This window comes from Candidatus Chloroploca asiatica (assembly GCF_002532075.1).
Lineage (GTDB): Bacteria > Chloroflexota > Chloroflexia > Chloroflexales > Chloroflexaceae > Chloroploca > Chloroploca asiatica.
Genome location: NZ_LYXE01000129.1, coordinates 14,221 through 35,031 on the forward strand (window position 1 = coordinate 14,221; position 20,811 = coordinate 35,031).

15 protein-coding genes are annotated in these 20,811 nt (G+C 60.8%); 8 read left to right on the forward strand and 7 right to left on the reverse strand.

Features of this window, described 5'->3' with window-relative positions:
* Positions 1-497 precede the first annotated feature (497 nt).
* Both A9Q02_RS17410 and A9Q02_RS17415 read right to left on the reverse strand, forming a co-directional pair.
* Positions 498-1,619 carry a glycosyltransferase family 4 protein gene (locus A9Q02_RS17410; protein WP_097654363.1) on the reverse strand — a complete coding sequence of 374 codons (1,122 nt, stop codon included), beginning with the start codon at positions 1,617-1,619 and terminating at the stop codon, positions 498-500.
* 98 nt (positions 1,620-1,717) lie between these two features.
* Positions 1,718-3,052, reverse strand: a complete 1,335-nt coding sequence (locus A9Q02_RS17415; protein WP_097654364.1) for a M20/M25/M40 family metallo-hydrolase — start codon at positions 3,050-3,052, stop codon at positions 1,718-1,720.
* A 203-nt stretch (positions 3,053-3,255) separates the two neighbouring features.
* Here A9Q02_RS17415 and A9Q02_RS17420 point away from each other — a divergent pair, with 203 nt between their 5' ends.
* The 6 genes from A9Q02_RS17420 to A9Q02_RS17445 all read left to right on the forward strand — a co-directional run bounded on the left by A9Q02_RS17420 (position 3,256) and on the right by A9Q02_RS17445 (position 7,973).
* Complete coding sequence (locus A9Q02_RS17420; protein ID WP_342760478.1) at positions 3,256-4,053, forward strand: ParA family protein; 798 nt, start codon at positions 3,256-3,258, stop codon at positions 4,051-4,053.
* Positions 4,050-5,171 carry a ParB/RepB/Spo0J family partition protein gene (locus tag A9Q02_RS17425; RefSeq protein WP_097654366.1) on the forward strand — a complete coding sequence of 374 codons (1,122 nt, stop codon included), beginning with the start codon at positions 4,050-4,052 and terminating at the stop codon, positions 5,169-5,171. The genes A9Q02_RS17420 and A9Q02_RS17425 overlap by 4 nt, the downstream gene beginning before the upstream one ends.
* Before the next feature lie 310 nt (positions 5,172-5,481).
* Positions 5,482-6,405, forward strand: a complete 924-nt coding sequence (locus tag A9Q02_RS17430) for a PfkB family carbohydrate kinase (protein ID WP_097654367.1) — start codon at positions 5,482-5,484, stop codon at positions 6,403-6,405.
* Positions 6,406-6,515: 110 nt separating this feature from the next.
* Complete coding sequence (locus A9Q02_RS17435; protein WP_097654368.1) at positions 6,516-7,154, forward strand: CDP-alcohol phosphatidyltransferase family protein; 639 nt, start codon at positions 6,516-6,518, stop codon at positions 7,152-7,154.
* Between the two features lie 18 nt (positions 7,155-7,172).
* A complete protein-coding gene (gatC, locus tag A9Q02_RS17440) occupies positions 7,173-7,463 on the forward strand; it encodes an Asp-tRNA(Asn)/Glu-tRNA(Gln) amidotransferase subunit GatC (protein ID WP_097654369.1) in 291 nt (96 codons plus the stop codon).
* Between the two features lie 75 nt (positions 7,464-7,538).
* Positions 7,539-7,973, forward strand: a complete 435-nt coding sequence (locus tag A9Q02_RS17445) for a hypothetical protein (RefSeq protein WP_097654370.1) — start codon at positions 7,539-7,541, stop codon at positions 7,971-7,973.
* A gap of 30 nt (positions 7,974-8,003) precedes the next feature.
* On the opposite strand, the gene A9Q02_RS17450 is transcribed toward A9Q02_RS17445, so the two are convergent.
* The 4 genes from A9Q02_RS17450 to A9Q02_RS24925 form a co-directional block, all read right to left on the reverse strand.
* Positions 8,004-10,511 (reverse strand): hypothetical protein, encoded by a 2,508-nt coding sequence (locus A9Q02_RS17450; RefSeq protein ID WP_245860632.1) that lies wholly within the window; start codon positions 10,509-10,511, stop codon positions 8,004-8,006.
* Positions 10,512-10,522: 11 nt separating this feature from the next.
* Entirely contained in the window at positions 10,523-12,652 is a 2,130-nt protein-coding gene (locus A9Q02_RS17455) for a glycosyltransferase family 39 protein (RefSeq protein WP_097654371.1), read from the reverse strand.
* Between the two features lie 2 nt (positions 12,653-12,654).
* Entirely contained in the window at positions 12,655-13,887 is a 1,233-nt protein-coding gene (locus A9Q02_RS17460; RefSeq protein ID WP_097654377.1) for a glycosyltransferase, read from the reverse strand.
* 105 nt (positions 13,888-13,992) lie between these two features.
* Positions 13,993-17,100, reverse strand: coding sequence for an ArnT family glycosyltransferase (locus A9Q02_RS24925; RefSeq protein WP_245860634.1), 3,108 nt, complete (start codon positions 17,098-17,100; stop codon positions 13,993-13,995).
* 435 nt (positions 17,101-17,535) lie between these two features.
* Between A9Q02_RS24925 and A9Q02_RS17475 the strand changes: the two genes are divergently transcribed.
* Entirely contained in the window at positions 17,536-18,873 is a 1,338-nt protein-coding gene (locus A9Q02_RS17475) for an Eco57I restriction-modification methylase domain-containing protein (protein WP_097654372.1), read from the forward strand.
* 202 nt (positions 18,874-19,075) lie between these two features.
* On the opposite strand, the gene asnS is transcribed toward A9Q02_RS17475, so the two are convergent.
* The gene (gene asnS, locus A9Q02_RS17480; RefSeq protein WP_097654373.1) at positions 19,076-20,398 is read right to left on the reverse strand and encodes an asparagine--tRNA ligase; all 1,323 of its coding nucleotides are present in this window, start codon (positions 20,396-20,398) and stop codon (positions 19,076-19,078) included.
* A gap of 111 nt (positions 20,399-20,509) precedes the next feature.
* Here asnS and A9Q02_RS24375 point away from each other — a divergent pair.
* Positions 20,510-20,811, forward strand: a 302-nt coding sequence (locus tag A9Q02_RS24375) for a hypothetical protein (RefSeq protein WP_483862431.1), incomplete at its 3' end; no start/stop codon positions are given.

The window sequence follows — 20,811 nt, forward strand, 5'->3', positions numbered from 1 at the left end:
CTGCGCGTGGGTAACCATTACATGGTTTGTCGCATACATTCCAAAGCAGCAAGCCATTCACGCACAGATTTCATGAGCCAAAATTGAGTATCTTCGGGCGCATCAACTCGTGAGGTAATTATAAACGCCGAACGATCCATCCGATAGGATAGGATTGTTGCGTATCAGCCATATCTCTGCCTTCTGGATTGGAGGTATTGTAGCATACGAAAGCACCGTTGTGGCTAGGATTGCCCAGGTAGGATAAGAACGTAGCACGGCCCAACGCCCTGCGCATCAGCCGAGCCACCCCAATAGATCGGGGCAACATGCGAGCCGATTCCAGCTTGCAAAATCGGCCCGATCGCGCTCGACGCGCAGCGGCGCGATCGCATCGTCCTCCTTGGTGGCCCTGACTGGCGATGGGGCAAGGGTTGCTCAATGAGGTTGTGGGCAGCGGGCGAGACGCCCGCGTACCCAGGCTCGCAAAGTAACAGAAAACGGCATTCCCAGAGCAGTTAGGCTGCCCAACGCTGACGGCTCACGGTTGCATAGTGGTCAAGCAGTTCATCAAGGACATGCGGCCACGAGCGCTGTTCGGCAGCGGCCCGCCCGGCCTGGCCCATGGCGTGGCGCTGTTCGGGATTGGCGATGAGGCTGCGCAACCGTACCCGGAGATCGCTGGCGACGCCAGGCGCAAAAAGGTAGCCCGTCTGATGATCGCGCACCAGATCAAGGGTGCCGCCGCTTCGCGCACCGACCACCGGCAACCCCGAGGCCATCGCTTCCTGGATCACCTGCCCAAATGTGTCGGTATCCGAGGGAAAGACAAACGCATCAGCCGAGGCATACGCGGTTGCCAGTTCCTGACCTTTGAGGTAGCCGGTAAAATGGATGGGAAGCCCGTCGGCACGCCGTTCGAGTTCTGAGCGGAACGGGCCATCACCAACCACGACCAGACGCACTTTGTCAAGCCCGCGGAGGGCGTCGGGGAGAAGATCGACCCGTTTTTCGGCGGCAACACGCCCCACATAGAGCAGCAGGCTCTCGCCAGGTTGACAGCCGATCGCCTCACGCCAGGCCGATGAGCGGTAGCGGGGATGGAACTGCTCGGTATCGACGCCCCGCCCCCAGAGGCGCAAACGGCGAAAACCCGACTGGCGCAAGGTCTTGATCGTATGCGTCGACGGGCAAAGCGTCACGCGGCAGCGATTATGGATCCAGCGCAACCAGCGATTGACGCCAGCCTGGAAAAAACCGAGGCCATAGTGGCGACTGTAGGCCCCAAAATCAGTATGATACGAGCCAACCAGCGGAAGATTAAGGTTCTGGGCCACAAAAGGCACCATCACGCCTGCGACCGCCGGGCCAACGAGATGGAGGAGATCAGGGCGGAAACGCCGTAAATGAGCGGAGAGCCCTGGTTGGGGGGGCGTCAGTTTGACTTCGGGGTACATTGGCAGGGGCATCCCATTCAGGGGGATAATCTGGGCACCGGCATAGGTTGAGGGAGCATCGTGTGGGGCGATCAGCAACACCTCGTGACCACGGTGTTGCAGATATTCAAGCAACCGACAGAGCGTGGTCGTCACTCCATTGACATCGGGCAGGAAGGTCTCGCACATTAAGCTAATCCGCATAGACACCTCACCACTAGCTCGCGTCGTCACGCTGCCAAGTGTAGTCGGGTTGCGTTAGCTTCAGGTTATCGTTGTTTTAACAGGGGATGAAAGATATGTTATTCTTCGCCTGCAACGGCGAGCACCAATTCAATCAAGAGATGGCCGTGGCGCATGAGATCGTCAAGCGCAACATGCTCGTCAGGGCCAAAGGGCAGATTATCAGGGTACGCAAGACCGACCGAGGCCACAGGACAATGCAGGCGTTCGACAAACAACTGCAACGGCAACGTAAAAGCCCCGGCGGGGACAGTGGGCAACAGTGCGTCAAAGACTGTTGCGCCGGCTGCAGCGACCTGGCGAATAAAGCGATTATCGTGGGGCGTATGAGCTGGTGCATAGCCACCTGGCAAGCGCTCGGCGGTGACATCACCAAAGCCACCCTCATCAAGGCAGGTGCGTAACAACCGGGACACCACGGCGGGGTCTTGACGCGGTACCAGTTGAAAATCGAGCACGGCGGTTGCCACCGAGGGCAACAAAGCCAGGTTGTGCTCGGGTTGGCAATGCATGCTACTCAGGTTACAGGTTGGCAGGGTAATCTCGGCACGCACCAACGCCACACCACGCATGCCAAAGAGAAACTCATCGGCCCCCCACGCGGCCAGACGCCCCGCTTCATCAAGGCGCAACTGGCGCAACGCGGCATTCTCTTCCCGCGAAGGGCCTTCGACATCATCATAAAAGCCCGGAATGCGAATATCTTCGTCGGCACCTTTGATACTTGCCAGCGCCCAGGTCAGCCGCCAGAGTGGATTAGATAAAGACGGTGCCGCCCCCGGAGGCAGCGGATGCGTCGGCCCCCTTGCACTCAGGCTCATCTGCAGAAACCCTTTGCTGCCACTGTAGCAGAGCGGAATCCCTGCGGCATTGCGATCACCGATGCTGCCCAGGCAGGCATCGGCACCAATGAGGTCAGGGCACGCATCGAGGGCTGCGGCAAGCGTGGGTGAACCAAGCAAGCCGCCGCCATCGGCGACAATGACTAGGCCGCAGGGCAATTCACCATAGGTCGCGAGAAGCGCCTGGATAGCCTGCATGTGGGCCGCCAGCGGGCCTTTGCCTTCGGCAACCCCACGCCCATAGAGCGCCCCATCACGCTCGGCAAGCTGGTATGGATTGTGTGACCAGGCCCGCCAGGGGCCAGGTGGGGCCGCATCAAACCGATGGTAGAGCAGCAGCGAGGCTGGATTGCGCCCCGCACGCCGACCGATCACCACAGGTGGATGCCCATTGGCAACATGCACCTGCATGCCAAGCCCGCGCATCATCGTCGCAAGCAATTCGGCACTCGTACGCAGATCATCCTCTTGCCCGATGCTCGATGGTTGCGCACAGAGCACACTCAAGGTGTGAATCAGTTTATCCGTCAGCAGAAAGGGTAATGCTGACACAGTGGGGACTCCTGCTCTTCTTTATTCTTTATTGTGGTGATCCTTGTCATTATAGCACGCCGCCCCGGTCCTTGGCAGGCTCTTCATCTCAGCTATTCTGGCAAAACGGGCCACCTTCAGTGGCCCGTTTTGCCAGAATAGCTGAGAGTCTTTACAATACACGCAGCGACGACAACGTGATTGAGTCGAGCAGGTGCAAACAGGTGGAAGAACCTTTAGAGTCCGGGCGCGTGCGCATTATTGCAATTGCCAACCAAAAGGGCGGGGTTGGCAAAACGACCACGGCAGTGAATCTTGCGGGTCATCTGGCCCAACGAGGGCAACGGGTGTTGCTCGTTGATGCCGATCCGCAGGGCAATGCAACCACGAGTCTTGGCTTTGCCAAGCGTGAATTGAGCGCAACAACGTATGATCTGTTGATGCAGCATCCTGAGGCGCAACAGGCGATTATCTCGTCGGGACGTGATCATTTTGACCTGGTACCCGCTGATGAGGATCTCGCGGGGGCTGCCGTTGAACTTGTTGCGGCTGACCGCCGCGAACGCCGCTTGCAACAAGCCCTGGCTTCACTCGACACACACTATGATCATGTGTTGATCGATTGCCCTCCTTCCCTCGGGCTGCTGACGCTCAACGCGCTCTGTGCTGCCGATAGCGTGCTGATCCCCCTCCAATGCGAATACCTAGCGCTCGAAGGTCTGGCGCAATTGAAGTTGACCATTGACCGGGTGCGCGAAGGCTTGAATCCGCGCTTGCGCATCCTTGGGGTGGTAATGACGATGTACGATGGGCGCACCAATCTCGCGCAACAGGTGGTGAATGAGGTGCAACGCCACTTTCCCCGTCTGATCTTTCGTACCCTCATTCCGCGGAGTGTGCGGCTCTCGGAAGCACCCAGCCATGGCAAATTAATCGCCGAGTATGACCCGCAGAGTCGCGGTGCTCTTTCATATGCGGCCTTCACCGAAGAGGTGCTGCAACGCGAGGAGCGTAGCTCATGAGTCGACGACGTGGCCTCGGTAGCGGTCTCGATGCGCTGATGTCCAGTGGCCCGACACCTGGTGTGTCCAGTGCGATCCGCCAGATCCCCCTTGATGCGATCCGCTCTAATCGCAGTCAGCCACGTTCGCACTTTGATGAGCAAGCGCTCGATGAACTGGCCGCGTCGATTCGCGAGCACGGGTTGATCCAGCCAGTCATTGTGACTGAAGATGACGAAGGTGGCTATGAGTTGATCGCCGGCGAACGTCGCTGGCGCGCTGCTCGCCGCGCCGGGTTACGCGAAGTGCCCGCACTCGTCAAGAGCACAACACCCCAACAGTTGCTCGAACTCGCCATCGTTGAGAATGTGCAACGGGCTGACCTCAATGCGCTCGAAGAGGGGCAGGCCTATCAGACGCTCAAGGATGAGTTTGGCTTGACCGATGAGATGATCGCTCAGCGGGTCGGCAAAAGCCGGGTCACGGTCGTCAATACCCGGCGGCTGATCAAGCTCGCCCCGGCAGCCCGCCAGGCGCTGCTCGATGGCGCGATCAGTGCTGGTCACGGGCGCGCTTTGCTCCGCCTCGAAGAGCCCACCGAACAGTCCGCCGTACTCGAGTTGATCGTGCGCCGTGATCTAAGCGTGCGTGAGGCCGAACGCATGGCCGAGCTTGCCCTCCATCAACAGGTGCATCCGGCAACCCGCGAGGCCCTGTTGCACGGAACCATCAGTGCCGCCCACGCCCAGGCGTTGCTCCGTCTGGAAGATCCTGCCCTCCAGAACGCCGCCCTCGAACAGGTGCTTGCCCTCGGCTTGAGTACCCGGGCGAGCGATCAATTCGCTGCGTTGTTGAGCGAGGGCGTAGCGTTGGCTTCAGCCGTTGAACAGGTACGCGTCGCACCACCATCGGCCTCCTTGGCACCACATACACCTACGCCTACCACCGACGATGAGCCTCGTCCCAACCGGCGCACGCCAGTTGACCCCAATGACGAAGAGGCCCGCCGCCTCTTCGAGAACTTGCTCGAAACCCCGGTACAACTGGTACGGACAGGCCGCGAGATCCGCTTGACCATCACTGTCTATGACGATGAGCAACTCCAACACATCTACGAACGTCTCAACGGCACCGAATAAGATAGTCCAACTACATGTTCTGACATGCTCGTAGCCTTGTCATGCTGAGCGCAGCGAAGCATCTCTGCCGTCGGGACGCCTGAGACCCTTCGTTCTACTCAGGGTGACACAACGCTTCCCCTTCCCCAGCCCTCCCCCGCTGGGGAAGGATAAGGACGCCTCCCCGCAGCGGGGCGAGGTTGGGACGGGGCGAGAAGACAAGAAGCTTCGCTGCGCTGAAAAAGTTAGCGTAGTTGACGTTTTCAACGAAGAAACAGAGTTTGAGGGCGACAGCCCTCAACACAGCCTCGCACGAGGAGAACCATCCAGCATGAGCCTCATTATTGCCTTTGGCAATCCTGTCTATGATGAAATCATTACGCCTTGCATCCGTACCGATGGTCGCGTGCTGTCGGGATGCTCCACCAATGCCTGCCTCGCGCTGACCCGTTTGGGCCACCAGACGGCGCTGGTGGGCCGGGTTGGGGCTGACTATTACGCACGTTTTTGTGCCGATCTGCAGCACTATGGCATCACTGCCTATGCCACGCCAAGCGATCAGACCGGCGGCTTTCGCCTGATCTACGATGAGCGTGGCGACCGTACCCTGGATGTGCTTGGCCTTGCGCCGCCCATTACCGAGGTGCCAGCCTGTTGTCATGATGCAGCGGCGGTGATTGTCGGCCCGATCTTGCAAGAGACGCCCGTCAGTCTGATTGAACAGCTTGCCGCCGTCACGACCGCCCCGATCTTGCTTGATCCCCAGGGTCTCTTGCGCGAGATCGGGGAAGATGGTCGGATCGAGCATCGTGTGACCGCTGATTTTGCGCGTGCGGCCCGCCACTGTACCGTCATCAAAGCCAATGAGGTTGAGACGTATGTCTTGACGGGCCTTGACCCGCGGGCCAATGGCTCGGCAGCGGTGCGTGCCCTGCGCGAGTTGGGCTGCCAGATTGCGATTGTCACGCTCGCCGAGGCCGGTTCGTGGATCGACAATGGTGAGCGTCAGTGGCGCATCCCTGCCTATACCACCGAGGCCCGTGATCCGACCGGGGCGGGTGATACGTATCTCGCCGGTTTTCTCCATGCGTATTTGCAAGACCAGACCGATCTCTATCGGGCTGGATGCGTCGGGGCGGCGACCGCCTCGATCTGGATCGAACATACCGGCCCCGATGCGCCTATTTCGCTTGCTGAAGTGGAACGGCGCACAAGCCTCTTGCTATCGTGCGACCCTGACGCTATACTTGATTGAAGAGAGTAGTCTGTACCGTCAGACCTCACCGGTCTTGAAGATCGGTGAGGTCTGACGTAGGGTGATTCACTCATAGACATCCTCTATCGTTGAAGGCAGGAGCGACAACCATGATGCCTTTTCTTGCACGCTTTCGTGCGATCTATGAAGAGCGCTCGCTCCCCCTTGGGCGGGTGTGTATGCGCCTCGGGCTCACTCCCGATGCCCTGACCTATCTCAGCCTTGGGCTGAGTGTCGGGGCCGGGTATGTGCTCTCACGGGGCTGGTTTGCGTGGGGCGTAGCCGTGATCTTGCTGGTGGGCCTGGCTGATGTGCTTGATGGCGCAACCGCCCGCGCCGGCGGAACCGCCAGTGAATATGGAACCGTCCTCGATCATGTGACGGATCGTTATGCCGAGGCCTTTATCCTCGGGGGCATCATGCTTTCGGGGGTCGTCGAACCCGGCTGGGTGCTCTTTGCCCTCGTGGGCATGCTGATGGCAAGCTATGTTCGCGCACGCGCCGAGGCGACGCATAAAATCGTGTCGTGCAATGTGGGCTTTGCGGGGCGCCAGGAAAAACTTGGCTTGTTGATCCTGGGCCTGCTCTTGCATCCGCTCTTTCCTCAGTTCAATCTGTTACACTGGGCGATCATTGCGATTGGTGTAGCTTCGCACATCACCGCAGTCCAGCGCCTCCGCTATACACGCCAGATGCTGGTTGGGGCAAATGACCACCGTGATCTTTCACAAGGATCAGGGGTAGCCTGAAGAAAGGAAACGATTTCTATGCCATTGAGTGATGCCGAAGTAAGCCACGTTGCCCGCCTCGCCCGCCTTGGTCTCTCTGACGAAGAGCTTGCGCTGATGCGCGATCAGCTTTCCCATATCCTGGAGTATATCGAACTCCTACAAGAGGTTGATGTCACTGGGGTCGAGCCGACGGCGCAAGTGACCGGGTTGGTCAGTGTGATGCGTCCCGATGTGGTGAAAGGTGCGCTGAGTCGCGACGAGGTGCTGGCGAATGCGCCGGATCAGCGCGACGGGATGTTCCGCGTCAAACCCGTCTTTGAAGACTAAGCACCGCTGCAACAACCAGGGCCGGCCCACCGTCATAGCCTTAGCGAGGTGATGTGCGTTCGAAAGGATGAGGCAATGCATAACGGCAATAGCAGTGGTCGAGGCCCTGTGCGCGTTGGTGGCTGGTATATTAAACCGATGTATCTCTATATCGGTGCAGCGATTCTTATTGTGGCGGCGATTGTTTTGATTATGCGCTTTCTCAGCACGAGTCTGGCGATGCACTTTGGGGCGTTTGCCGGGATCTTGTTGCTCGTTGGCAATGTCCGTGAGTTGATCGGCCAGTCCTATGGTGATCGTGGCAGTACCGCTCTGCTCAATGTGCTCGTTGGCGGTGGCCTGATCTTTGCCTGGCTCTCCCAGTTCTTTGGTGTGTTGCTCTGGGTGCCGGCGCTGATCCTGGTCGGCATTGCGACCCCGCTCATCTTTGGGCGCTCGTCGGTCTACCGGGGCTATCTCACCGCCGCCCGCTCGGCGGTTGACACGGTGAAACGCACCGTCGTCCGTTAGATGGTACGCCGTGATGCGCAGATCTGCGCGTCACGGCACGATTACCGCTCGATCAAGCTGATATGCCAGTAACCGCAATTGCCCTACCTGCGGCCCTTGCTGGGCAATCAGGTCCAGCGCACTCGGTACAAAGGTGGCACTCGCGGTCGTGATGACGAGGTGACTCCCTTCGGGTTGTGCCGGTAGCGGGAGGCATGCCTCTTCGAGGCTGCGCGTGAGGGCGATGCGTCCGACCTCCTCCACCCCAACGCTTACCGTCACCACCGGTAGTTCCAGATCCTCTGGCCAGCCAAGTCCGCTCAGGTGGAGGCAAAGCTGCTGCGGCGCGCCGTTGCCCGCCCCGGGGAAGCGCAGCATGGCTGTGCCGGTCGCCCAACGCGTGGTGGCACCCAGATCGGGATCGTAGCGGCCTAAATAAAACCCTTTGATGTAGCCAAGGTCGTTGTCGTCGGCAAGTTCAAGGCGATCGTCTGACAGCCGCGGCGGGTAAAACCATTGCCACGTCCAGGTCACCGGGTTCTGGTCGTCGACCAGCGAGGGGCCAAATTCGCGTCGCGCCGCTTGCAGGTCGCCCATCTGCCGCAAGAGTTCGCCGGCAACCACAGCTGTCTGCCAGGCTGCCAGTGGGCGCTTCGGTTGCGTTGCGAGCCGGTCAAGCCCTGCCTCCGGTCTTCCTTCCAACCCATCGAGCAATGGTGCGCCGACGGCGGCCGCATACGACGGCAATGCCGGCGACGCTAGGGCCGCCCGCGCTGCAACCCTGTCACCCGCGCCAAGCGCTGTGCGCAACGCTTCTTCTTGCAAAAAGCCCTGCCGCGATGCGAGTGCCAGCCGCGTGTTGGCGATGCTCGACGGGTATGGGCCGAGGAACGATGACCAGGTCGCGTCGGCCCCGGGCGCACGCGGCTCGAAATAGGCGTAGGGTGCTGCCGCCACCAGCAAGAGCAGGCTCGCCAGCACGCCGCACGCAGCCCCGTAGCGCGTCCGCAAGGTTGCGCCGAGTTGCGGCAGGTGCGCTAGCGCAACCCCGGCGAAGATCAGGGCAAAGGGCATCAGCGGAACGCGAAAGCGGTTGATCGCAAAGAGCAACGGCGCCGCCGCAAGATTGTAGAGCAACCAGAGTCCGATCAGGCCAGCGAGGGCGTGCGCGCCTGCGCTGCCCGGCCCGGCCCGCTGCCGCGTGCGTAACGTCGCCCAGCCAAGCAGACTCAGCGGCAAGACGAGCACATAGAGCAGGTCGTCAAGCGTGACCAGCGCCAGCGTATACCAGACGGGCAGCCTGCCGAGCGCAAAACCACGGCTCAACCGTTCGTCACCGGTATAGTTGATCTTGAAGAGATCGATCAGTTCCGTCAGGCTCTTGACCACAAAGGCGAGCGGCTTGGCCTGCAAAAGACACAGCGCCTCGGCGCTCAACAGTTGCTGCCGATCACCCTGACGCAGCGTCGCTACCGTCGCCAGCGCCGCGGTCAAACGCGGATCTTCGCGCGCATAGAGGCACGCCGCCGGACGCGCTACGCTTCCATCAGGGTGATACCGCTCGTTGAGGAGATCCTCGCGTTGCGCCACACTCAGTTCGGGCAACAGCAGCGCAAGCACAAAATTCCGGGTTGGCTCATCACTCCGCCCGCCATCATAGGCCGTCCGTGCGCCCAGCGCCAGGTTGAACGCGCCCGTCGTATCGACGGTGATCAGCCCGCCATAGGCGCGACTCGCATAGAGTGACCAGGGCGCGACGATCAAGACAAAAGCCGCAAGCACCAGGCCCACCTGCACCATCGCCTGGCGCAGCCTCGCCGTCGTATGCCAGGCCGTCAGCCCCACCCAGGCCAGCACGAGCGGCACAAAGCCGAGCGTCAACCCTCGGGTCAGGGTTGCCAGGCCCAGCAACATGCCTGCCGCCAGCAAAGGCCAGTTGATCTGGGGAAGGAAACCGCCCCCGCTCGCATGACTCTCCCCAGCGCGACCGGGGCGGGCGAAATCTTCCTCATGCCTCACCCAAACCGTGGCCCAGCGCCCAAACATCAGCATCGCCGCCAGCAACAGCGTCGTGAACAAAGTCTCACTCAGCAACAATTGCGCATAACTCGCCAGCGGCAGATAGACCGCCATCCCGAGCGCCGCCAACCCGGCCGCAACGCGCTCACGACCCTCCCCCGGACGCACAACGAACAACACCAACAGATACGTCAGGACGATATTGGCCAGGCTCAACAGCGTCTGCGTGACAAAAATCGGCCCCAGGTCGCGCCCAAAGAGGCCAACATGCGCCGCAACAAAGAGCGGATAGAGCGGTGCGCGTGTCCAGAGGTACTGCGTATGCCAGGCAAAACCTCGCCCATTAGCAAGCCAATCTGCCGCCGCCAGATATTCAGCTTCGTCCGAGATAAGCCCCACGCGAGGCAAGCTGTCCCACAAGGCAAGACGCAGCACAGCCCCGATCAACAGGGCAAGCCACAGCAACCAGTGGGTTCGAAGCAGCACGCTGAGTCGCGTGAAAGACGGCGTGCGCTGCGTGCTCGTTTTCGCAGTAGCCACTGACCTCCTCGTTACGGCTCGTTGGCAACGACCTCGATGCTCCCGAGCACCAGGCGGTCGTCACCAAGCGTATCGCCTCCACGAATGCGCAGGCGACCGGCGGGGGTCGGGTCGTTGGGATCGTAGAGCCCAAGCAACATGGTATAGGTTCCAGGCGCGAGATCGGCAGGCAAATGGATCGTTCGGTCGTCGCGGGCCGGTTTGCCGGGCAACCAGGTGCTCGTCGGGAGGTAGCCTTCCAACGGGGGACCATCTTCGCCAGCCGCCGGTGGCTGGTCGCACGCCTGGCACAGGTGGAGAAAGAGACTATAATCCGCCTCGAGGGGCGCGGTAACTTCCCAGAAGAGACTGAGCGGAACATTGCCTCCGGCACGATAAACGCCAGGGCCAACGGGCATGGTCGCCTTGAGCGTGTACCCCTGAAAGATCAGGTCATCGCCAAAGATTGCGCCCACCGGACGTGCGGGCGTCGGCGCAGCCGCGCCAGTATAATAGGGCTCGGGGGCTTGCTGACAGAGCAGATGCGCCCCGTTGAAGCGCCAGATGCCACACGGCCACGTGCGCTGCTCGCGACTAAAGCGCCAGTAGTTGCCGACCAGGCCATACTCATCACCGGGTAACGGAGGATCAACCGTGCGCGCGTGTTCAGGGGCGATCACCAGAAAACTTCGGGTAAAGCCGGCCAACCCCGCCCGCCGCTCGAGATCCCACTCGCGCTGCCCAAAACTCGTCTCGCCCTGCCAGAAATTCGCAAACGTCAGCGGCTGGAGCGCGGGATCACGACTGAAACGAGCCATGTAGTAGTCATACAATGGGCGCAGATAGTTGGGGTGCAACACAATGGCATCGTCAGGATGCACCCGTGTCGCCAGTTCCGCAAACGCTTCGCGGTACTGCTCTTTCACCGGATCGCCCGAAAAGAGCCCGAAGACCGGTTGCACCAGGGCACGACCTCCGGTAAAAAGTGCGCCTGCCAGCAGCAGTGCATAGGCCGACACAAGCCCATAGGTCAGACTCTTCCGCACTATGCGCGTACGTTGCCCACTCACCTGCGCCGCGCCAGGCTTCAGCAGTGGATAGGTCAACAAGAGCAGCCACGCCGGATAGATCATCATCAAATAGCGTGCCTCGTAAAGCCTCGTCACTACAAGCTGGAGCAGGAAAAGGCCCAGCGGCACAAAGAGCATCACCAGCACAAAGGCAGCGCGCAGGCGGGTCGCGGAACGGCGCAGATCAACCAGGGCAGCCACCAACCCCAGGCCAGCCAGCAGCAACCAGGGCAGCAGCCACCACGACGGGCTATCGCCCGGCCAGCGGTCGAGACTAAACCGCACCACCGTCAATTCAAGGGCCAGCCACGGGTCAGCAGGAATCGCGGCACCCGCCGCCGAGCGCCCGGCAGCCTGTTCGCCACCAAGCCCGCTGATCATCGCGATGACCAGCAAGCCGGAAAAGAGCCCCGCCAACGCCGGGGCCAGCAAGTTCAGCCAAGAGCGTGGCCGATGGCCGACAACTTGCAGGGCCATCAGCCACGCCCCCGCCGCAACAAGCAGAATGCTCAGGCGATGGACAAAGAGCGCCACCACACCGACCACAAGCAGCAGCGCCCAGTCACGCAGCGCCCCGGTGCGCAGCACACGGGCAAGCGCCCAGAGCACCAGCGTTGCATTGAAGAGCAACAGGCTATAGACCTTGGCTTCCTGGCTATACCAGATGGCGAAAGGCGACGCGAGAAGGATAAGGGCCGCCGCGAAACCAGCCCAGCAGATCCCCGGGGCACGCGGGCGGCTTTCCTCTAACCCCAGACGCGCCACCTCAAGACTCATCAGGTAGACCAGCGGTACTGCAAGTGCCCCCGCAAGCACCGACGGCATCCGCAGCGCCGCCTCGCTCTCTCCGGCAAAGCCCATCCAGCCCTTGAGCAGCACGTGATAGAGTGGATAGGCCGCATTGGGGCGCAAAAGGTCGGCGAGCAACACCGACCACGCCTGACGACTCAACTCCCAACTACTGCCCTCATCCAGCCAGAGGCTCTGCGCCTCAAGGCGATAGAGGCGCACCAGCAGCGCGGCCCCAAAGAGGGCCACCACAAGCAGCGCATGTTTCCAGAAAGCACCTTGATTCTTCGCGACTGCCTGCATGATCACGCCCCGACTACAGCCTGAAACACCGCTTCAAAGCGCTCGGCGGTGCGCTCCCAGGTCAGGCTTTGCTCGATCCGGGCACGGGCCATCGCACCAAGGCGGTGCGCCAGCGCGGGATCATCCATCAAGCGCAGCAACGCCTGGGCCAGCGCAGGCGCATCACGTTCGGGCACAATCAGGCCATTGACCCCATCGTCAATGACATCGGGCACCCCCGCCACCCGCGACGCAACAATGGCACGCCCAGCGCCCATTGCTTCGAGCAGCACATTGGGCAACCCATCCACTCCATCGCGCACAATCGGCAGCGCAAAGACATCAGCTGCGGCCACATAGGTCGAAGCACGCTGGCGTTCGAGTTGTCCGGCAAAATGGACGCGCTGGGTCAAACCAAGGGCCGACACCTGGCGTTCAAGCGCCTCACGCAGATCACCATACCCAATAATGACCAGACGCGCCTCGGGGTGCAAGCGCAGCACCTCCGGCCAGGCCTCGAGCAACACGCCAAAGCCCTTCTTCGCCACCAGGCGGCCCATCCCCATCACCAGGGGCACCCCATCGGCCAACCCAAGTTCGGCGCGTACAGCAGCGCGTGCCGCGGGATCAGGGCGGAAATGCTGCGGATCAACGCCATACGGCACCACGCTGCTCGTCGCAGGGCGCGCACCGAGGGCAAGCGCCCGCACCCGCAGATCATTGCTACACGCGGTCAACGCAGCCGCACTGCGCAACGCACTGGCCGCTGCAAGCGCCAGCGTCCAATGCCGTTCGGCCAGATAGACATCGCTGCCGTGCAGGCTCACCACGAGCGGAAGGCCCATCAGCGCGGCGGGCAACGCCGCAGGCGGCCCATTGGGCAGCACCCAGTGCGCCTGAACCAGATCATACGGCTGCCCCGACGCCGCACCAGCCACAAGCTCGCGAGCCACCGCCCCCAGTGAAGCCCCAAGCGCAAACGGCAGCGCCAGCAGCGTACGCCGCTTGATTTGCGTATCGCTAATCAACGACTGTGCATAACCCCAGACATTCAACGCCGGATGGGGCGCATACCGAAAGATCCGCAGGCGAACGCCACGCTCCTCGGGTAAACGGCGCAAATCAGGATGGAAAGGCATCAACAGCGTCACCGCATGCCCACGCGCTGCCACCCCTGCCGCAATCTCTTCAATAAAGGGAGCCGTCGTCTCACCGGGCCATTTAGGAAACGACGACGCAAGCATTAAAATTCGCACATACAACTCACTGCTATGCTGTCAAACGATCCTTTATCGTTTCGTTCTGGCGGCCAAACCGTCCAAACGAAAGCAAACAGAGGAGGGTAAGGACGCAAGCGTCCCTCAGGGAAGCCCTTGTTCAACAGGCGGCATCCGATACACAAAAGCGCGAAAATCGTCGGTCGGACTAGCATAGATCAACTCAAAGCCATCAATAACATCACCAACCTGATTGGAATGATCCATCAGCGGGGCCAGCAGCCTTCCGGCATCGCCCTTGACCCGTTGCTGATTTTCGAGCACAAGATACTGGGCATCATAGTGACGTGCAATGGTCAGGAGGAGATCCCGATCACCCGTATTGGGAATCATCACCGCCGGTCGCTCGACATGCCAGTTGAACTGCCAGGGGATGCGCGTCATCACCACGGCCTCTGGGGTCGTATTGGCCTGCAGCCAGGCATACGCGGCCAAGTCAGGCTGCCAGATCACCGGCTCATTGCGCACCTTATTGGCAATATCGGGGCGCGAGAAGCCGATGATGCTATGCAAGGCGACCACTACCAGGATCAGGCCCAGCGGTGCCCAGCGCCGATCACTAACCGCGGCAAGCCGATCATAGCCCGCCCAGATGATCCACGAAGCCAACAGGGCCAGCCAGGGTAGCAGCATCACCCAGTAACGATGCTCATCAGTACGCCAGTAGGTCAACATAAAGACCATATATGGTGCAAAGGTAAACGCGAGCAAGCCAAGCAAGCGGCGGCGGAAACGCAGCGCCCCAATGACACCAATCAACGCCAGCCACGCACCGAGGCCCGACAGAATATTTTTGCGCTCGTTGCCCCCAAAGAACCAGGCGAGATCGTCGGGCAAACCACGCCAGACCGGCATCAGATAGTCGCGCAACTCGCGTACCTGGGTCGCAAATTTCTCGCCGGTCTTATCAAAACCCCAGCGCAAAATCCAACTCCGATCAGGCAAGCCAGGCCCACCAAGCTCGGGGGTAAAGACACGATAGATCTCTTCCCAGGCATCGCCACTGCTGCCGCGATAGCCAAGCACCCAGGCATCGTAGCTCTCGGTCGAATAGACTGGCTTGCCAAACTCGCTCAGATTGCGCACCAGATATGGCGAGAGCACCACCAATGCAATGGCTGTCCAGACCGCAACTGGCACCAGCAACGCCGCCAGGCGCGTCAGCGACGGCCTGCGCAGCAACGCCCGCCAATCAGCAGGCATCTGTTGCCACAAAAACCAGAGGCCCATGCCCAGGGCGAGCATCGCCCCCGACGGCTTCTGCAGCATCATCAACCCCGTCAACACGCCCGCCGCCACCAGCGCCCGGTTCACCCCCACTTCGCGGAGATACGCCCGCAGAGTTCCCGCCACCCCAGTGGGAGGGGGCGTCGCCGCCCCAGCGCGAGGGGGCGTCACCACCAGTACCTGCTCAGTCGCGTCCACCCCAGCGGGAGGGGGCGTCGCCACCCCAGCGCGAGGGGGCGTCACCGCCCCAGCAGGAGGGGGCGTGGGAGGGCGCAGCCCTCCCCGCATAACATACCTTTTTTTCTCGTGAGGGCGTGGCACCGCCACATACAACAAAAAGATCGCCCCCAGGCTAAAAACCACAAACCCCAGATCATTCGTCACATAGATCGTGAGACGAAAGAAGAGAAAATTCGTCAAGGTCAAGATCGCCGCCGTCACCCCAACCCGCCGATCCCAGAAATGCGTCCCGATGACATAGATGAGCACCAACAGGATCACATTGAAGAAGAGATTCGGCAGCTTCGCGGCCCACGCTTCAGGCCCAAAGACCAGAAAAAAGGGCGCAATCCAGACCGGTTGCAGCAAGGGCCAGGTCTCTTGCGGGCGGGTCACGCCCTCGATCAGGTGATAAAACTGCGTCACATAATCAACAACCCAGCCACGTCCAGCGGCGAGATTGCGCGCCACCACCGCATTATCGGCATAATCGGCATGGCCCACATAGGACATGCGTGCAATCACCCAGGCTTGATACGCGAGCCAGATCACCGCAAAGCCGCCCAGCACGATGAGTGACCCACGATGCGAGCCAAGCCACGCGACAATGCGATCACTAAGCTGCGGCAACCCCTCGCGCCCGAGCACGAGCACCAGCGCCAGCAGACCCGTTCCGAGCAAAGCAATCAGCAGCGAATCGGGAAAGAGGGGCAAAAAGAGGGCCACACCCGAGCTACTCAACCAGCCGAGCCCCTGCGCGAGGGCATAGACAAAGAGCACCAGCGCCGCCGCGACCAACCCGTACCCAAGCGCTGCGCCACTGACATACCGGCGTACAAGCGCCCGCACAAAGCGCAGCAGCGCCGGATACCAGACGATGAGCAGCAACGCCCCCAGAACCCCAAGGGCCACACTGAGCGCAGCCCCCATCCAGATACGCGTCACCGCGAGCCCGGTCGCCGCCAGCGCCACCCCCAGCGTCGTCCCAACATAGACCACGGGCGTTGAGCGCACGATCTGGTTCAGCAAGAGATAGAGCAGCAGGGCGGAAGCAGCCAGCAAGCCAACAGCACGCCAGGCAGGCGGATAAAAAGGCGGAGCCGACGCTTCAACGGCACGTACCCGCACCTCGGCCAGACGAAAGCCTTTTGGCCGCGGATCGACCCCAAAGCTCGCGGTATCAGTAAACGTATGCGAGCTCGCAAAATCAAGCCGCAGATCGCCACTGGTACGCACGACAGCCGGAACACGAAACGTATATTCAGCCCACCCACTGGATGGCGTAAACTCACCGATAGGCACCCCATCGGCGCGCACGGTCACCACCGGCTGGGCAACAGATGCCCCGACCACATCGTCAGGCCACCCCTGCGCCGTAACCGTCAGATCAAGCTCGGCCCCGGCCCCTACATGGGGCAATTGCAACAAGGCATGTTGGCGCGTCCAACGGCTACGACCAGTCGGCGCATCGGGCGTCAGATCATCAGCAAAAAGATCGCCCCGTGCCACCGCATCAGCCCCAAGGCCCGCTGTCGTCGCTAAAAAAAGCCGATCACCAACCCACCCGACGAGCACACGACCTTGCGGGGGAGCCTGATAGGCCAGCACGCCGACCAGCAGACTCAACAACAGCACCATCCCTACCGCGCTCAGGGCACTGCGCCAGGTTCCTACCGTCGGCGCAACCAGGGGCGCAGCACCTTTACGCTTGGTCAGGCTCTCAGATTGTAGATCCGCAACACCCATACATGATGACACACTGCAACAGACCCGACGTTCGGGCACACCAGCACACATTATACAGCTAATCGCCTTGGCGGGGGTGTAGCGCTGTTTGACGCAAAGGCGCAAGGGCGCAGAGGCCTAGGGCGATTGCATCTTCGGTGTAAGCACCCCGCCAAGGCACCCGTAAGGGCACCCGCAAGGGGTGCCCCTACAGGGCCGGGGGGCGGGCCCGGTGTAGGGGCACCCCTTGCGGGTGCCCTGATAGCGCGTCTTTTTGTATCCGGTTTCGTATGATGCAATCGCCCTACGCAGAGGCTGATAGGATAGAGATTCGGTGCTGATTATGTGGTATTGACCAGAAGCTGGTTGATGCCCTGCTAAAGACCCTCCAGAATGCGCGGCGGGCCGATTTCTGTATCGGGTTCTTTCGCTTGAGCGGGTGGGGTCAGGTAGCCGATGCGCTTGATCATTTCGCCGGTGGCGAGCAGGCGTGCTGCCGCGTGCTCAGACGAAATCCGCGCCGTCCAGCGCGAACTGACCGTCTACCGCAACGCCCAACTCCAATTCAACCCCTCAGCCGCCGAAGGCCGCACCGCCCGCCAGACCATCCGCGCCCGCCTCGACAGCATCAACGCCGGACTCGACGCCGACCTGCTCAAAATCGGCCAGATCCATAAAGAACCCGACGGCAGCTACAACACCCAACCCTTTCACTGGTTCACCGCCTTCTACGAAATCCTCGACGAGGGCGGCTTTGATGTGATCGTGGGGAACCCGCCGTATCTCGAGTTGCGAGAGGTCGACTACAAGCCGCAAGGCATGAATTCCCTGAGCAGCGGTGCCATTCATGCGATGTGCGTAGAACGAGCACTCCTGATGCTTGGAAAGCAGGGTTACATCAGTATGATCGTGCCGCTAGCGCTTGTCTCGACGCAGCGCATGCAGGGGGTTCAGCATCTTATCGAGTGTGGTCGTACCGCATGGTATGCGAACTATGCCTGGCGGCCAGGCAAGCTCTTCGATACCGTCAACCGGGCGCTGACCATCTTTGTTGGGGCACCGACGGCGGAGCCGAAGACCTACTCAACGAGCTATCAAAAGTGGTACAGCGAGGCCCGCGACCAGTTGATGGCTATCCAGTCATACATTGAGGTGCCGCGCACACGGCCAGCTTTCTGGGTGCCAAAGCTCGGGGAACCGATCGAGCAGAAAATTCTCAAGAAGTGCCTGGACATTCCGACACGGCTCCAGAACTTCATGGCTAACACGAAGCATCGCGTGTACTATCGTACTACTGGAGGCTTGTACTGGAAGGTCTTCACAGACTTTGCACCGGCATTTGTGGTGAACGGGCATTCCGGCTCATCTTCACGTGAGACATGGTTTTCGCTGTCCAAGGCCGATTATGTTCGCTCCGCCATAGCGGCGCTGAGCAGCAATCTCTTTTGGTGGTGGTACACCATTACCTCTAACCTTCGTGACCTCAACCCCTACGACATCCAAAACTTCCCGGTGCCAATGTCAGCACTAAGCAACGTCAAGATCGCCCAGTTGGGACATGCCTACCTTGCTGATCTTCAGGCTAACAGCCACATGTTGGTTCGGATGCAGAAGAGCACTGGTCAGACGGAAACCCAGTCGTTCAAAATCCAGAAATCCAAACCCATCATCGACGAAATCGACCGTGTCCTCGCAGCCCACTACGGCTTCACCGACGAAGAACTCGACTTCATCATCGACTACGACATCAAATACCGCATGGGGCGAGAAGCGAGCGACAGCGGGGAAGATTGACGCGAAGGATTTGACGCAAAGACGCAAAGGCGCAAAGAATCATAATATAAAAATTCTTTGCGCCCCTGCGCCTTTGCGTCAAAATCTCTGCGCCCCTGCGCCTTTGCGTCAAAATCTCTGCGCCCTTGCGCCTTTGCGTCAAAATCTCTGCGCCCCTGCGCCTTTGCGTCAAAATCTCTGCGCCTTTGCGTCAAAAAAGCCGTTACGGGTAAATCCGGTACAGCATCCGCGGGAACGGGATCGTTTCGCGGATGTGGCGTGTGCCGGTGATCCAGGCAACGGCGCGCTCAATGCCCATGCCAAAGCCACTATGCGGCACGGTGCCATAGCGACGCAGGTCGAGGTACCAACGATAATCGGCCACATCTAACCCATGCTCATTGATCCGCCGTTCCAGCAGATCAGGATCATGAATGCGTTGCGAACCGCCGATAATCTCGCCATAGCCTTCTGGGGCCAGCAGGTCAGCACAAAGCGCCACCTCGGGCCGCGCTGGATCAGGTTCCATATAAAAGGCCTTGATCGCCGCCGGATAACGCTCGACAAAGACCGGTCGATCAAACTGTGAAGCGATCAATTGCTCGTGGGGCGCCCCAAAATCCTCGCCCCAGGGCACCGGCGTGGCGCCTTCGACCTCGCCCTGATGCGCGTTGATCAACTCCAGCGCATCGTCGTAGCTGATCCGTGGGAAGGGCGGCACACACCGTTTCAGCACCGTCGTATCGCGTTCGAGCACATCAAGATCCGCCGCACGCCGTTCGAGTACTCGCTGCACAATCGCACTCACAAACTGCTCTTGCAGCACCAGATTATCCTCGTGATCGGCAAACGCCACCTCGGGCTCGATCATCCAGAACTCGGTCAAATGACGGCGCGTCTTGCTCTTTTCGGCACGGAAGGTCGGGCCAAAACAGTAGACCTTGCCAAACGCCATCATGCCGGCTTCCACATAGAGTTGCCCGGTCTGCGCGAGATAGGCCTTGCCGAGATCAAAATAGTCCGTCGCAAAGAGATTGCTGGTACCCTCAGCCGCCGTCGCGGTGAGAATCGGCGAGTCAAACCGAATAAAGCCCTGCTCATTGAGCCACTCTTGCGCCGCGGCAATCACCTCAGCGCGAACGCGCAGCAACGCATGCTGGCGAGCCGAACGAACCCAGAGGTGGCGGTGTTCCATCAGAAACTCGACGCCATGATCCTTGGGGCTAATCGGATACTCCACACTCGGGCCAACTAGTTCCAGCTCATGCACATCAAGCTCAAAGCCGCCAGGGGCACGCTCGTCAGCACGCACACTCCCCGTCACCCGACAGGCCGCCTCTTGGCCAAGTTGCTGGGCCAACGCAAACGTCGTCTCGCTCACCTGCTTCTTAAAGATCACACACTGGATCGTCCCGCTCCCATCACGCAGCAACAGAAAGACCAGCTTGCCCTTCCCGGTCTTATGATAGACCCAACCCGCCAGCGTGACCGTCTCTCCGACATACCCGGCAATCCTGGCAACGGTGGTAGTTGGCTGCAACGACATATAGCATACTCCTGATCTACATCAACCGACATTCGCCTGCCAGTATGCCACGAGAAAAGAGGCCTGGCAAATGTGGGTGCGAAGTAGTCAACCCCACGGCCCGTGCGGAGCATGCGCGTCAAACCGGCCAGGTGCGCGCCGGGACACCGCTCTGTCCCCCCAAGGATCGCGACGGCGCACACCTGGCCGGTTTCCCGGCGCGACGCATCCGCCCGCAAGGGCATCCGCAAGGGCATCCGCAAGGGCATCCGCAAGGGCACCCGCAAGGGCATCCGCAAGGACATCCGCAAGGACATCCGCAAGGGCATCCGCAAGGGCACCCGCAAGGACATCCGCAAGGGCACCCGCAAGGGCACCCGCAAGGGCACCCGCAAGGGCACCCGCAAGGGCACCCGCAAGGGCACCCGCAAGGG